Here is a 13,401-nt window from a genome sequence, read left to right as displayed (position 1 = left end):
CGGCCTCAACGATAGAGCAAGTTTTCTGACGGCAATAGCATCGACGTTGCGTTTAGTTGTGCCGGAAATGGAACGATGGCGGGATTGATACCCAGCATCGTTCCGGAATAGCCGACATTCATCCACGCATGGCGTGGATCTACTGGATTATCGCGGCGTGTCATCGACGCATCGCGTGGATCAACGCCGCAGTAGATCCACGCCATGCGTGGATGAGGGTGCGCAGCGATCACCCGCCCCGGCAGAACGCGGCGTAATCGATGTACCCCGGGAACGGCACCCCGGGCGCGCACACCGGACATTGGGGATCAGGCTGGATACGGGTTTCGCGGAAGCGCATGCCCAGCGCATCGAAGCGCAGCAGCCGGCCAACCAGCGGCTCGCCGATGCCCAGCAGCAGCTTCAATACCTCGGTAGCCTGCAGCACCCCGGCCAGCCCGGGCAGCACGCCGAGCACGCCCGCCTCGGAACAGTTGGGCGCGAACTCCGGCGGCGGCGGTTCAGGGAACAGGCAGCGGTAGCACGGGGCCACGCCACGCTGGCGGCCGGCGTCAAACACGCTTACCTGCCCGTCAAAGCGCTCGATGGCGGCATAGACCATGGGCGTCGCGTGCTTGATGCAGGCGTCGTTGAGCAGGTAGCGCAGCGGGAAGTTGTCCGAGCCGTCCAGCACCACGTCGACGCCGTCCAGCAGGCGATCGACGTTCTCCGAGGTCACCCGCTCGGGCACGGCTTCGACCTCGATGGACGGGTTCAAGGCCAGCAGGCGTTCGCGCGCCGAATCGACCTTCAGCTGGCCGACGCTGGCCTCGGTATGCACGATCTGCCGGTGCAGGTTGCTGCGCTCGACCCGGTCATGATCGGCAAAGCGCAGATGCCCTACCCCGGCCGCGGCCAGATAGAAGCCGGCTGGCGCGCCCAGGCCACCCGCGCCCAGCACCAGCACGCGCGACTGCTGCAGGCGGCGCTGGCCAGCCTCGCCCACCTGCGGCAAGAGCAGATGGCGTGAGTAGCGGTCGTAGAAGTCGCGGTCAGCGGCATCCAGCATCGGTTGCACCAATGGCAGCCCCTGCTCGCGCCAGGCCACGGTGCCGCCAGCCACGGAGGCCACGTTTGAATAGCCTGCGGCCAGCAGCGCCTGTACCGCGTCGGCCGATCGCTTGCCGCTCTGGCAGATCAGCAGGATGTCCTGGCCCTGGACCGGCAGGTGCGCGGCCGGGTCGGCCAGCAGGTCACCCTTGGCCACGCCACGCGCGCCCTCGGCCATGCCACCGGCACGCTCATGCGCCTGGCGCACGTCGATCAGCACTGCACCGTGGGCCACGCGCGCCTGCGCCTGCTGTGGGGAAAGCTCTGGAATGCTCATGCGCCCATTGTAGGCCGCAGCCGCCGGGCACGGCCCAGCGCGGTAGAGTCGACCGTTGGTCGACTGCGCTTCGCCCAATGCCAGAACCCCGCGCTGCGCGCGGTAGTCGACTGACAGTCGACTCTACCCCGTCGATTTCCCCCGTTGGTTTCCCCCGGTCGGTTTTCCCGCCGGGTTCCAACGAAAAAGGCGGCCCTGCGGCCGCCTTCTCTTGGATCACTTGCCCTTGACGTGCTTCATCAAGCGCCGCTTGGCCTTGACCTGCCGCTCGGTGAGGACGTTCTTCTTGCCCTCGTACGGGTTGGTACCCTCGCGGAAGATGAAGCTCACCGGCGTGCCGATCAGCTTGAAGCGCTTGCGGAAGAAGTTCTCCAGGTAGCGCTTGTACGATTCCTGCAGCTCCTTCAGGCGCGTACCGTGCACGATGAAGGTCGGCGGGTTGGCGCCGGCCGGGTGCACGTAACGCAGCTTGGAGACGTGGCCGCGGATGGTCGGCGGCGGGTTGGTCTCGTAAGCCATCTCCAGCGCCTTGTTCACTTCGCTGGTGGTGAAGGTCTTGTTCGCCGATTCGTGCGCACGGTGCACCGCACGGAACAGCTCACGCAGGCCCGAACCATGCTTGGCCGAAATGCGCACCGACTCGGCCCACGGCACGAAGCCCAAACGCAGCGACAGCATCGTTTCCGCCTGCTCGCGCTGGTATTCGGTCAGGCCATCCCACTTGTTGATGGCGATGACCAGCGCACGGCCGGCGTCCAGCACCGCGCCCAGCACGGTGGCGTCCTGGTCGGTCACGCCTTCGGTGGCGTCCAGCATCAGCACGGCCACCTGGCACTGCTCGATGGACTGCATGGTCTTGACCACCGAGAACTTCTCGACGACCTCGTCCACGCGCGAACGACGGCGCAGGCCGGCGGTATCGATCAGGCGGTATTCGCGACCGTCTCGCTCCAGGTCCACGGCGATCGAGTCTCGCGTGGTGCCCGGCACGTCCGAGGCGATCATGCGTTCTTCGCCAAGGATGCGGTTGACCAGCGTCGACTTGCCCACGTTGGGGCGGCCGACGAAGGCGATGCGGATGCGGTTCGGATCGTTGTCCAGCTCTTCGCCGCTGCCTTCTTCGGGCAGGCGCTGGATCACTTCGTCCATCAGGTCATCCAGACCCTGGCGATGGGCGGCCGACACGGTCAGCATTTCGCTGAAGCCATACCGGGCGAATTCCGAGCGGACGGTGTCCTCGTCGGTGCCGTCGATCTTGTTGATCAGCAGCAGCGTCGGGCGCGACAGCTTGCGCAGCCAGGCCAGGATCTCGTCATCCATCGCCGAGGTGCCCTCGCGGGCATCGACGACGAACAGGATCAGATCGGCTTCGGCCGCAGCGGCGCGAGCCTGGCGCGTGGTAGCGCCGGCCAGGCCTTCCTCTTCCTCGGCAATACCGCCGGTGTCCACGACGAGGAAGTGGTTGTCCTCGTCCAGACGGCAGACGCCGTAGTTGCGGTCGCGGGTGACGCCGGGCTGGTCATGGACCAGGGCGTCACGCGTGCGGGTCAAAGCATTGAAAATAGTCGACTTGCCGACATTCGGCCGTCCAACCAGGGCGACCAAAGGCAGCATCGCGATTACTCCGTATTAATTTGCCAACCGGAATGCGGTCAGCTTGCCATCAACATTCTGCACCAGCAGCACCCCGTCGACGACGATTGGCTGGGCCAGCAGGGCGTCACCGCCGCTCTTGGCCCGCGCCGCCATCGCGCCGTCGGAGGCCTGCAGCCAATGCAGGTATCCCTTGTAGTCACCGACGACCACATAATCACCCTGCAGCGCAGGGCCGGTCAGCGAACGTCGCGCCAGACCGGTCTGCGACCACATCGCGGTGCCGCTGGTCTTGTCCAGGCCGAACACGCCGCCCTTGGGGTCGGTAACGAACACATTGCCCGAAGACACCGCCACGCCGCCGGCACCGCCGTGGTCGCGCGCCCACAGCGGGCGACCGGTCGGGCCTTCGATGGCCATGGTCTGGTTCTTGAAGCTGCTCACGAACAGCGTATTGCCTTCCAGCACCGGAGCGCCGTCGACGTCGGCCATGCGGTCCAGCTCGGTACGGCCTTCGGGGCTGCCCACGGTCTGGTCCCACAGGGTGCGGCCATCCTGCATGGCCAGGGCGGCGACAGCGCCGTCATCCTTGCCGATGAACAGCACGCCCGGACCGGTGACCACCGGCGCGTTGCCACGCACGGTCAGCGCCGGCAGCTCGCTGGGATTGAACCACTTCTGGGTGCCGTTGGAGGCTTCGAACGCGGTGACGCGGCCATCATTGCTGCGCACGAACACCAGGCCCTGCGACACGGCCGGGGCCGAGATCACTTCGCCCGGCACGCGGGCGCGCCACTTCTCGCTGCCATCGTTGATGTCCAGCGCGATCACCTGGCCATCGAGGGTACCGATGACCACCAGGTTCTCGCCGACACCCGGGCCGCCGGACAGGCGCAGCTTGGCCTTCTTCTTTTCCTTCTGCGGCTCCCAGGTCCAGACCTTCTTGCCGGTCTCCAGGTCGATGGCGTGCACGCCACCGGTGATCGCCGCAGCGAACACATGGCCATTGGCCACGGCCGGGCCCTGGCGCACGCCGATGCGGCGCTCGCCCTTGCCCAGGTTGACCGACCAGGCCTTGTTGACCTTCAGGGTCGGCTCGAACTTGACCAGTTCGGCCGGCTCCTGCGCCTTCTTGGCGGCGGCATCCTTACCGGCGAACCAGCCCTTCATGGTGCTGCAGCCGGCCAGTGCCATGCCCAGCAGCAGGACGGAGGCGACGCGCGTAATCATGACCTTCTGACTCATCAAACCGACTCCGCAGGGGCGGCGACGGTGCCGCCAGCGTCCATAACCTTGGTTTCCAGCACACGCCGCTGCGGTGCTGCCACGTCCAGCGTCTTAAGCGCCTTCTCATACTGCTCACGGGCCGCGTCACGCTTGCCCTGCGCCAGCAGCGCATCGCCCTGGATTTCCAGGCTGCCGCTGTCGGTGGCGCTGCCAAGCAGCTTGATCGCTTCGTCGCTCTTGCCGGTGGCCACCAGCAGGCGGGCCACGCGCTGGTCAACCACGCGCTGCAGGTCGCCTTCGACCTTCACGCCGCGCAGGGTGGCCAGTGCTTCTTCGTTCTTGCCGGCATCGACCTGCGCCTTGGCCAGCTGCAGGGCCGCCAGGTCGCCATAGATGCTGTTCGGGCCAGCCTCCAGCGCCTTGACCGCCTTTGCCGCGTCATCCAGCTTGTTCCCCTGCAGGCCAACCAGCGCCTTCTGGTACTCGACATTGGCCGAGGCCAGCTTGCCGCCCTGGTTGGTCTGGTACCACTGCCAGCCGGCAATGGCGCCGATGGCGATCGCTACGCCACCGAGGATGCTGGCGCCATTCTTCCGCAGCCAGCTGCGGACACGTTCACTTTGTTCGTGCTCGTCGAGCAGATCGTCGATCGCCATGCGTACTCTCGCCCCGCCCGTAGGGAGGGACCATTGGGATTATCGAAGGTGGTGAAACCGCGTCTCAGTGTGAAACCGGGACAACGGAGCCTTCAGAGGATACCTGAAAGCGGGCCACGTTGGCTCGCTGGTAGGGAGTCAGATCGACGATAGCGCCGTTCTGCTGAACCTGGACCGCCGAAGCGTTGCCCAGGGTCACGCGGCTCACCTGGCCGGGCGTGAAGCTGCGGGTCTCGCCGGCCTTGATCAGCGCCTTCTCGACCGAGCCGCCATCGGGGCCAGCGATATCGACCCAGCTGTCGCCACTGAACTGCATGTCCAGGTTGGCGGTAGCCGGGGCGGCCGGGGCCGGGCGCGGCACCGGGGCCAGCGAGGCCACGTAGGGGGTGGCTGCCGGCTTGGCGGCGGCAACCGCCGGCTCGGCACTGGCGGCCGCAGGTTCATTGCCGACCGAGGACGGGGCCACCGGCACGGCGGCCGGCACCACGTCCAGCGAGGCCGTGTTCGGGGTCGCCGGGGTGTTGTCGAAGTGGCCGCGGGTGGCGAACCACACCGGCACCGCCAGCACCGCGGTGATACCGACATACAGCATGCGCCGGCCGAGGTTCTCGGCGATGCGGCGGGCACGCGGGGTATGGGTATGGCTGACCAGGGTGGGCGGAACGACCGCACCGACCTGGGCCTGCTCCAGCAGCTGGCTGATATCCACGTTCAGCAGGCGCGCATAGCTGCGCAGCTGGCCACGGACGAATACCGGGGCGCCGAGCTTCTGCCACTGCTCTTCTTCAAGCGACTTGACCACCTGGACCGGCATGCGCAGGCGCTGGCCGACATCATCAAGGGTCAGTCCGGCCGCCTCGCGGGCCTGGCGCAGGCGGGTGCCGCAGCCGGCCGCAGTATCGAGAGCGCTCACAGTCTGGTCATCAATCACAATGCATCAACCCTGGAGGTTAGGAGCCCGCGTCCTGCGGAAATTCCTGTCGAATCCGCTGCAGATAACGATCGGATGCCGCCTGATCGCCCAGTCGCGCCTCGATTTCAGACGCAAGTTGTAACACGGAACGTGTGGCCGGTGCAGCCGCAATCCTACGTTCGGCGAAGGCGCGCGCCTCGAAGAACTGGCCACGGCGGACGTTGAGCTGGGCCATCGCCTCGAGTGCGACCGGGTTGGCCGGCACCATCACCAGCGCCGCGCGCAGGTCGCGTTCGGCGCGCTCGACCTGCCCGGCATCGAGCGCACAGCGACCGGCATTGGCCAAAATGCCGCCTGCCGAAGCGCTGCCAGGAAGCTGCAGCGCACGGTCGAACCACACCAGCGATTCGGCGGGATTGCCGTTCTGGCACAGCCAGGCGCCGTAGTTGTTGAGCACGTCAGGGCGCTGCGGTGCCAGTTCGGCGGCGCGGCGGAAGCCCTCGCCAGCCTGCTGGGTACGGCCGCGACGGTCGTCGATGCCGGCCATCAGCATCACCCCGTCCACGCCCTTGGGCTTGAGTTTGATGGCCTGTCGCACCTTGCGCTCGGCCTCGTCCAGGTTGCCCACCTGCATGTCGCGGGCTGCCAGCGCCAGCTGGTCCTGGTAACGGAATTCCTCACGGACGCCCGGCGCATCGCGCACATGGCGTTCCGGGGCGATTTCACCGCCGCGGGTGTATTCCTCGGGGAGGTGCGATTTGGTGGTCTTGCTGCAGCCACTGGCCGAAACGGCCAGCACCCCTGCAATCAGGACTGGCCAGAGGCGGTCATGCGGCCGCATCGCTCCCCTTCCCTGCCTGCAACGTCTTGTTGAACTCCGCCTGGCGGCGGGTGCGGTCCATCACCTGGCCCTTGAGCTGGCCACAGGCGGCGTCGATGTCGTCGCCACGGGTGCGGCGGACCATCGTCAGCACGTTGCTGTCGAGCAGGATCTTCTGGAAGGCGCGGATGTGCGCTTCTTCCGAACGCTCGTAGCGGGTGCCCGGGAACGGGTTGAACGGGATCAGGTTGACCTTGCCCGAATCCTTGGCCTGCACCGCGTTGTCGAACTGGCGCATCAGGCGGGCCAGCTCACGGGCATGCTCGGGCTTGTCGTTGATGCCCTTCATCAGGGTGTATTCGAAGGTGACCGATTCGCGGCGCTTGTTGGCGCGCAGGTAGCGTGCGCACGAAGCCATCAGCTCGGCGATCGGGTACTTCTTGTTGAGCGGCACCAGCGTCTCGCGCAGCGCATCGTTCGGCGCGTGCAGCGACACCGCCAGCGACACGTCGCTTTCGGTGGACAGGCGGTCGATCTGCGGCACCAGGCCGGAGGTCGACAGGGTCACGCGCTTGTTGGCCAGGCCGTAGCCCAGATCGTCGCGCATCACGCTCATGGCGCGCACGACGTTGTCGAAATTCATCAGCGGCTCGCCCATGCCCATCATCACCACGTTGGTGAGGCGGCGCATCTGGTGCGGCACGTTGCCCAGGTGGCGTGCAGCAACCCACACCTGGCCGATGATCTCGGCGGTGGTCAGGTTGCGGTTGAAGCCCTGGGTGGCGGTGGAGCAGAACGTGCAGTTCAGGCCGCAACCGACCTGCGAGGACACGCACAGCGTGCCGCGGGTCTTGTCGGGGATGTACACGGTCTCGATGGCGTTCTTGCCATCCACGCCCATCGCCAGCAGCCACTTGTGGGTGCCGTCGGCGGAGGGCTTGTCGAACACGATGTTCGGAACCAGCACCTCGGCATGGGCCTGCAGCTTGGCGCGCAGGACCTTGCCGAGGTCGGTCATTTCATCGAAATCGGTGACGTAGCGATGGTGGATCCACTTCATCACCTGATGGGCACGGAACTTCTTCTCGCCGAGAACCTCGACGAAGAACTTCTCCAGGCCCGCGCGATCGAGGTCGAGCAGGTTCTGCTTGCCAGCCGTGGGTGCCGACTTCGGCAGCGGCTGGATGGCGGGGGACTGTACGACCTCATTCACGGCATTACTCTCAGCGCGAGACGACTTCGGTGGCGGCGAAGAAGTACGCGATTTCAATCGCGGCATTCTCGACCGAGTCCGAGCCGTGGGCGGCATTGGCATCGATGGATTCGGCGAAGTCGGCGCGGATGGTGCCCGCAGCGGCTTCCTTCGGGTTGGTGGCGCCCAGCAGGTCGCGGTGGGCCAGGACGGCGTTCTCGCCTTCCAGGGCCTGGATCATCACCGGGCCGGAGATCATGAACTCGACCAGCGCGTTGAAGAACGGACGCTCGCGGTGCACGGCGTAGAAGCCTTCGGCTTCACGACGCGACAGCTGCTTGTACTTGGCGGCCACGACCTTCAGGCCGGCCTTCTCGAAGCGGGCGTAGATTTCGCCGATGACGTTCTTGGCAACGGCGTCCGGCTTGATGATCGAAAGGGTGCGCTCCAGCGCCATGGGATGTCTCCAATGGAATCGGGCCGCTGATGGCCCGAAGGGTAACATGAAAAAAACCCGCGTCGGGACGCGGGCTTAGCCTGATAAACGTAGGCGAATTGTAAGAGATCCTGCCCAGTAGTGCCAGCCCATGGCTGGCAGGCCTGATGCCCGGCATTTTCGGCCCGCGGGCTCCCATTCAGGATCGCCGGCTGCCAGCCACGGGCTGGCACTACTGAATCCCTTGTAACCGTCCCGGCCATTTTGCTGCACTGCAAAATGCCATACGCCCCCGTCTGGTCCTAGTATCAAACAATCGTTTGATTAAGGTCCGCCGCCCCATGGCCAAGCCCGCCCACTTCTCGACCAAGGACCGGATCCTCGGGGCCGCCGAGGAGCTGTTCGCCCTGCATGGCTTCGCCGGCACCTCCCTGCGCCAGGTCACCAGCCAGGCCGACGTCAACATCGCGGCGGTCAACTACCACTTCGGTTCCAAGGAAAATCTGGTCAACGAGGTGTTCCGCCGCCGCATGGACGAGATGACCAGCGTGCGCCTGGCCCAGCTGGAGCGCGCCCGCAGCGAACACCCCGGCGAACTGCGCCCGGTGTTGGCCGCCTTCGTCGAGCCCGCCCTGGCCATGGCCCAGGACCGGCAGAGCGGCGGCGCCTTCGTGCGGGTGATCGCCCGCGCCTACGCCGAGAAGAACGACAACCTGCGCAAGTTCCTGTCCGACCACTACGGCCACGTGCTGCGCGCGTTCGGCAAGGCCATCGCCGAGTGCGTGCCGGGCCTGAGCAAGGAAGAGCTGTACTGGCGCCTGGATTTCCTGGCCGGTTCGCTCACCTACGCCATGGCAGATTTCGGCCTGATCAAGCGACCCGCAGGTGTCACCGAAGCGGCGCATCGTGCCAATGCCGCCCATGAACTGATCCATTTCGCCGAAGCCGGGTTCCGCGCCGCCGCACGCGGCAGTGCCCTGCCCGCTTCCCCGTGATTCCACCGGGTGTGACCCACCCAGTAACTGCTGACCAACAAAGGCCCTACACCATGTCCAATTCCCTGCTAGTCCGCCGCGCCGCCGTGCTGGGTGCCGGCGTCATGGGTGCCCAGATCGCCGCCCACCTCACCAACGCTGGCGTCGACACCGTGCTGTTCGACCTGCCCGCCAAGGAAGGTCCGGCCGACGGCATCGTGCTGAAGGCGATCGCCAACCTGGGCAAGCTGAGCCCGGCACCGCTGGCCAGCAAGTCGCTGGCTGAAGCCATCACCCCGGCGAACTACGAGTCGGGCCTGGACCAGCTGAAGGACTGCGACCTGATCATCGAGGCCATCGCCGAGCGCATGGACTGGAAGCAGGACCTGTACAAGAAGATCGCCCCGTTCGTGGCAGACCACGCGGTGCTGGCCTCCAACACCTCGGGCCTGGGCATCAACAAGCTGGCCGACGTGCTGCCGGAGCAGCTGCGCCACCGCTTCTGCGGCGTGCACTTCTTCAACCCGCCGCGCTACATGCACCTGGCCGAGCTGATTCCGGCCACCACCACCGATGTCGCCGTGCTGGAAGGCCTGGAAGCATTCCTGGTCACCACCCTGGGCAAGGGCGTGGTGTACGCCAAGGACACCCCGAACTTCATCGGCAACCGCATCGGCGTGTTCTCGATCCTGTCCACCATCCACCACACCCAGGAATTCGGCCTGGGCTTCGATGAAGTGGACGGCCTGACCGGCCCGCTGGTCGGCCGCCCGAAGTCGGCCACCTACCGCACCTCCGATGTGGTCGGCCTGGACACCATGGCCCACGTCATCAAGACCATGGGCGACACCCTGCCGAATGACCCGTGGCATGAATTCTTCAAGTCGCCGAAGTGGCTGGACGCGCTGATTTCCAAGGGCGCGCTGGGCCAGAAGACCGGCGCTGGCATCTTCCGCAAGGTCGGCAAGGACATCGTCGTCCTCGACCTGGAAAAGCAGGACTACCGCCCGGCCGACCGCACCGCCGCGCCGGAAGTGGTCGAGATCCTGAAGATCAAGAACCCGGCCGAGAAGTTCGCCAAGCTGCGCGAAAGCCAGCACCCGCAGGCGCAGTTCCTGTGGGCGACCTTCCGCGACCTGTTCCACTACAGCGCCTACCACCTGGCCGACATTGCCGAGACCGCGCGCGACGTGGACCTGGCCATCCGCTGGGGCTACGGCTGGTCGCTGGGCCCGTTCGAAACCTGGCAGGCCGCCGGCTGGAAGCAGGTCGCGCAGTGGATCGCCGATGACATCGTGGCCGGCAAGAGCATGAGCAGCGCGCCGCTGCCGGACTGGGTGTTCGATGGCCGCGACGGCGTGCACGCCGCCGAAGGCAGCTACAGCCCGTCGCGCAACGCCAAGCTGCCGCGTTCGGCGCTGCCGGTGTACCAGCGCCAGCGCTTCCCGGATCCGCTGCTGGGCGAGAAGTTCGCGCCGGGCGAGACCGTGTTCGAGAACGACGGCCTGCGCATGTGGCACGACGGCGACGGCATCGCCGTGGTCAGCTTCAAGACCAAGATGAACACCGTCTCCGACCAGGTGCTTGATGGCCTGCAGGAATGCGTCAGCCGCGCCGAGAAGGATTTCCAGGGCCTGGTGATCTGGCAGCAGAAGGAACCCTTCTCCGCCGGTGCCGACCTGGCCGGTGCCCTCGGCCTGCTGCAGGCCGGCAAGGTCGACCAGTTCGAAGAAATGGTGGCCAACTTCCAGCGTACCAGCCAGCGCATCAAGTACTCGCTGGTGCCGGTGGTTGCCGCCGTGCGCGGCCTGGCCCTGGGTGGCGGCTGCGAATTCCAGATGCACAGCGCCAAGACCGTGGCCTTCCTGGAAAGCTACATCGGCCTGGTCGAGGCCGGCGTCGGCCTGCTGCCGGCCGGTGGTGGCCTGAAGGAACTGGCCGTGCGTGCCTCGCAGGCGGCCGGCCCGGGCGGTGACGTGTTCGCCGAACTGAAGAAGACCTTCGAGACCGTGGCGATGGCCAAGGTGTCCAACTCGGCGGTCAACGCCCAGGAACTGGGCCTGCTGCGCAGCACCGACAAGGTGGTGTTCAACAGCTACGAGGCGCTGTACATCGCCAAGGCCGAAGCACGTGCACTGGCCGAAGCCGGTTACCGCCCGCCGCTGCCGGCACGCCGCATCCAGGTGGCCGGTGACGTGGGCATCGCCACCTTCAAGATGATGCTGGTCAACATGCTGGAAGGCCGTTTCATCAGCCCGTACGACTACGAGATTGCCGAGCGCATCGCCACCGTGCTGTGCGGCGGCAAGGTCGACCGCGGCACCCTGGTGGACGAAGAGTGGCTGCTGACCCTGGAGCGCAAGCACTTCGTCGAACTGGCCCAGCAGGAAAAGACCCAGGCCCGCATCGCGCACATGCTGAAGACCGGCAAGCCGCTGCGCAACTGATTGATGGCGGGTGCCGGCTGCGGCCGGCACTCCTCCGCCCTGGTAGGTGCCGACCGCTGGTCGGCACTCCTCTGCCCTGGTAGGTGCCGACCGTTGGTCGGCACTCCGGCTGTAGCAGTCGAGCATGGCTCGACTCTACAAAACCCATTCGAGAGATCACCGCAATGACCAAGCAAATCCAGGACGCCTACATCGTCGCCGCCACCCGCACCCCGGTTGGCAAGGCGCCCAAGGGCATGTTCCGCAACACCCGCCCCGACGACATGCTTGCGCACGTGCTGCGCAGCGTCGTTGCCCAGGCCCCGGGCGTGGACGTCAACCGCATCGATGACGCGATCATCGGCTGCGCGATGCCGGAAGCCGAGCAGGGCATGAACGTGGCGCGCATCGGCGTGCTGCTGGCCGGCCTGCCGAACACGATTGCCGCGCAGACCGTGAACCGATTCTGCTCCTCCGGCCTGCAGGCCGTGGCGCAGGCCGCCGACGCGATCCGCCTGGGCAACGCCGACCTGATGCTGGCCGGCGGCACCGAGTCGATGTCGATGGTGCCGATGATGGGCAACAAGATCGCGATGGCCCCGAGCGTGTTCGACAACGACCACGTGGCCATTGCCTACGGCATGGGCATCACCGCCGAGAAGGTGGCCGAAGAGTGGAAGGTCTCGCGCGAAGAGCAGGACGCCTTCGCCCTGGCCTCGCACCAGAAGGCCATGGCCGCCATCCAGAACGGCGAGTTCAAGGACGAGATCAGCCCGTACGAGATCGTCTCGCACCTGCCGGACCTGGCCGACGGCCAGCGCATCCTCACCCGCAACAAGATCGCCGACACCGACGAAGGCCCGCGCCCGGATTCCTCGGCTGAAGGCCTGGCCAAGCTGCGCCCGGTGTTCCGCAACGGCCAGTTCGGCGGCACGGTCACCGCCGGCAACTCCTCGCAGATGAGCGACGGCGCCGGCGCGGTGCTGCTGGCCTCGGAACAGGCGATCAAGGACTACGGCCTGACCCCGCTGGCGCGTTTTGTCAGCTTCTCGGTGGCCGGCGTGCGCCCGGAAGTGATGGGCATCGGCCCGATCGCCGCGATCCCGAAGGCCCTGAAGCAGGCCGGCCTGACCCAGGACCAGCTGGACTGGATCGAGCTCAACGAAGCCTTCGCCGCGCAGTCGCTGGCGGTGATCCGCGATTGCGGCCTGGACCCGAGCAAGGTCAACCCGCTGGGCGGCGCGATCGCCCTGGGCCACCCGCTGGGTGCGACCGGCGCGATCCGTACCGCGACGCTTCTGCACGGCCTGCGTCGTCGCCAGCAGAAGTACGGCATGGTGACGATGTGCATCGGCACGGGCATGGGCGCGGCGGGTATTTTCGAGGCGCTGTAAGGTTCAGAGCGTTGCCTCGTTGGGCTTCATGGCGTGGGCCGGGTCGGCAGGACTGCCAACCCGTCCCTCCCAGCCTCCCCGCGGCGGAAGGATGAGCAAAGGCAGAAGCAGTAGATCCACGCCATGCGTGGATGCTCTTGCTGTAAAGCCGGGGTCAGAGCCCTTTGCTGCGCAAAGGGATCTGACCCCAACAAGCAAAAAAGGCAGCCATGGGCTGCCTTTTTTTGCTTTTGCCTTTTCCCTTGATTCCGCCCTTCCCGTCCGCGACGCACGGAAACTGTCGAGAGGGGGCGGATGGCCCTCTCCAAGACCGTTGGCGCCATGGATGGCGCCATCGAGCACCATGGAGGGGCTTTGGCGTGTCTTGGAGAGGGCCATCCGCCCCCTCCCCCACGTATCAATCA

At 66.4% G+C, this 13,401-nt stretch carries 12 protein-coding genes; 3 read left to right on the top strand and 9 right to left on the bottom strand.

What is annotated here, in order from left to right; translation table 11 throughout:
* Positions 1-5: 5 nt before the first annotated feature.
* The 9 genes from C1925_RS20935 to ndk form a co-directional block, all read right to left on the bottom strand.
* Positions 6-206, bottom strand: coding sequence for a hypothetical protein (locus C1925_RS20935; RefSeq protein ID WP_159097503.1), 201 nt, complete (start codon positions 204-206; stop codon positions 6-8).
* A 23-nt stretch (positions 207-229) separates the two neighbouring features.
* Entirely contained in the window at positions 230-1,366 is a 1,137-nt protein-coding gene (moeB, locus tag C1925_RS09315) for a molybdopterin-synthase adenylyltransferase MoeB (RefSeq protein WP_108768626.1), read from the bottom strand.
* Positions 1,367-1,582: 216 nt separating this feature from the next.
* On the bottom strand, positions 1,583-2,980 hold the full coding sequence (gene der / locus C1925_RS09310; protein ID WP_108768625.1) for a ribosome biogenesis GTPase Der: 1,398 nt from the start codon (positions 2,978-2,980) through the stop codon (positions 1,583-1,585).
* A gap of 15 nt (positions 2,981-2,995) precedes the next feature.
* The gene (bamB, locus tag C1925_RS09305; protein ID WP_108768624.1) at positions 2,996-4,204 is read right to left on the bottom strand and encodes an outer membrane protein assembly factor BamB; all 1,209 of its coding nucleotides are present in this window, start codon (positions 4,202-4,204) and stop codon (positions 2,996-2,998) included.
* Complete coding sequence (locus C1925_RS09300; RefSeq protein ID WP_108768623.1) at positions 4,204-4,842, bottom strand: tetratricopeptide repeat protein; 639 nt, start codon at positions 4,840-4,842, stop codon at positions 4,204-4,206. Before C1925_RS09300 ends, bamB begins: the two co-directional genes overlap by 1 nt.
* Before the next feature lie 64 nt (positions 4,843-4,906).
* A complete protein-coding gene (locus tag C1925_RS09295; RefSeq protein ID WP_108768622.1) occupies positions 4,907-5,773 on the bottom strand; it encodes a helix-turn-helix domain-containing protein in 867 nt (288 codons plus the stop codon).
* A gap of 19 nt (positions 5,774-5,792) precedes the next feature.
* Entirely contained in the window at positions 5,793-6,596 is an 804-nt protein-coding gene (locus tag C1925_RS09290) for a tetratricopeptide repeat protein (protein ID WP_108768621.1), read from the bottom strand.
* A complete protein-coding gene (gene rlmN / locus C1925_RS09285) occupies positions 6,583-7,788 on the bottom strand; it encodes a 23S rRNA (adenine(2503)-C(2))-methyltransferase RlmN (RefSeq protein WP_079221620.1) in 1,206 nt (401 codons plus the stop codon). The genes C1925_RS09290 and rlmN overlap by 14 nt, the downstream gene beginning before the upstream one ends.
* A gap of 10 nt (positions 7,789-7,798) precedes the next feature.
* Entirely contained in the window at positions 7,799-8,224 is a 426-nt protein-coding gene (gene ndk, locus C1925_RS09280) for a nucleoside-diphosphate kinase (RefSeq protein ID WP_008265389.1), read from the bottom strand.
* A gap of 320 nt (positions 8,225-8,544) precedes the next feature.
* On the opposite strand from ndk, the gene C1925_RS09275 reads away from it, so the two are divergent.
* The 3 genes from C1925_RS09275 to C1925_RS09265 all read left to right on the top strand — a co-directional run bounded on the left by C1925_RS09275 (position 8,545) and on the right by C1925_RS09265 (position 12,997).
* The gene (locus C1925_RS09275; protein ID WP_108768620.1) at positions 8,545-9,198 is read left to right on the top strand and encodes a TetR family transcriptional regulator; all 654 of its coding nucleotides are present in this window, start codon (positions 8,545-8,547) and stop codon (positions 9,196-9,198) included.
* A gap of 53 nt (positions 9,199-9,251) precedes the next feature.
* Positions 9,252-11,624, top strand: coding sequence for a 3-hydroxyacyl-CoA dehydrogenase/enoyl-CoA hydratase family protein (locus C1925_RS09270; protein WP_108768619.1), 2,373 nt, complete (start codon positions 9,252-9,254; stop codon positions 11,622-11,624).
* 164 nt (positions 11,625-11,788) lie between these two features.
* Entirely contained in the window at positions 11,789-12,997 is a 1,209-nt protein-coding gene (locus tag C1925_RS09265) for an acetyl-CoA C-acyltransferase (protein ID WP_108768618.1), read from the top strand.
* Positions 12,998-13,401: the final 404 nt, after the last annotated feature.

It is taken from the genome of Stenotrophomonas sp. SAU14A_NAIMI4_5 (genome assembly GCF_003086795.1).
GTDB lineage: Bacteria > Pseudomonadota > Gammaproteobacteria > Xanthomonadales > Xanthomonadaceae > Stenotrophomonas.
This window is presented reverse-complemented; position numbering and strand designations above follow the sequence as displayed.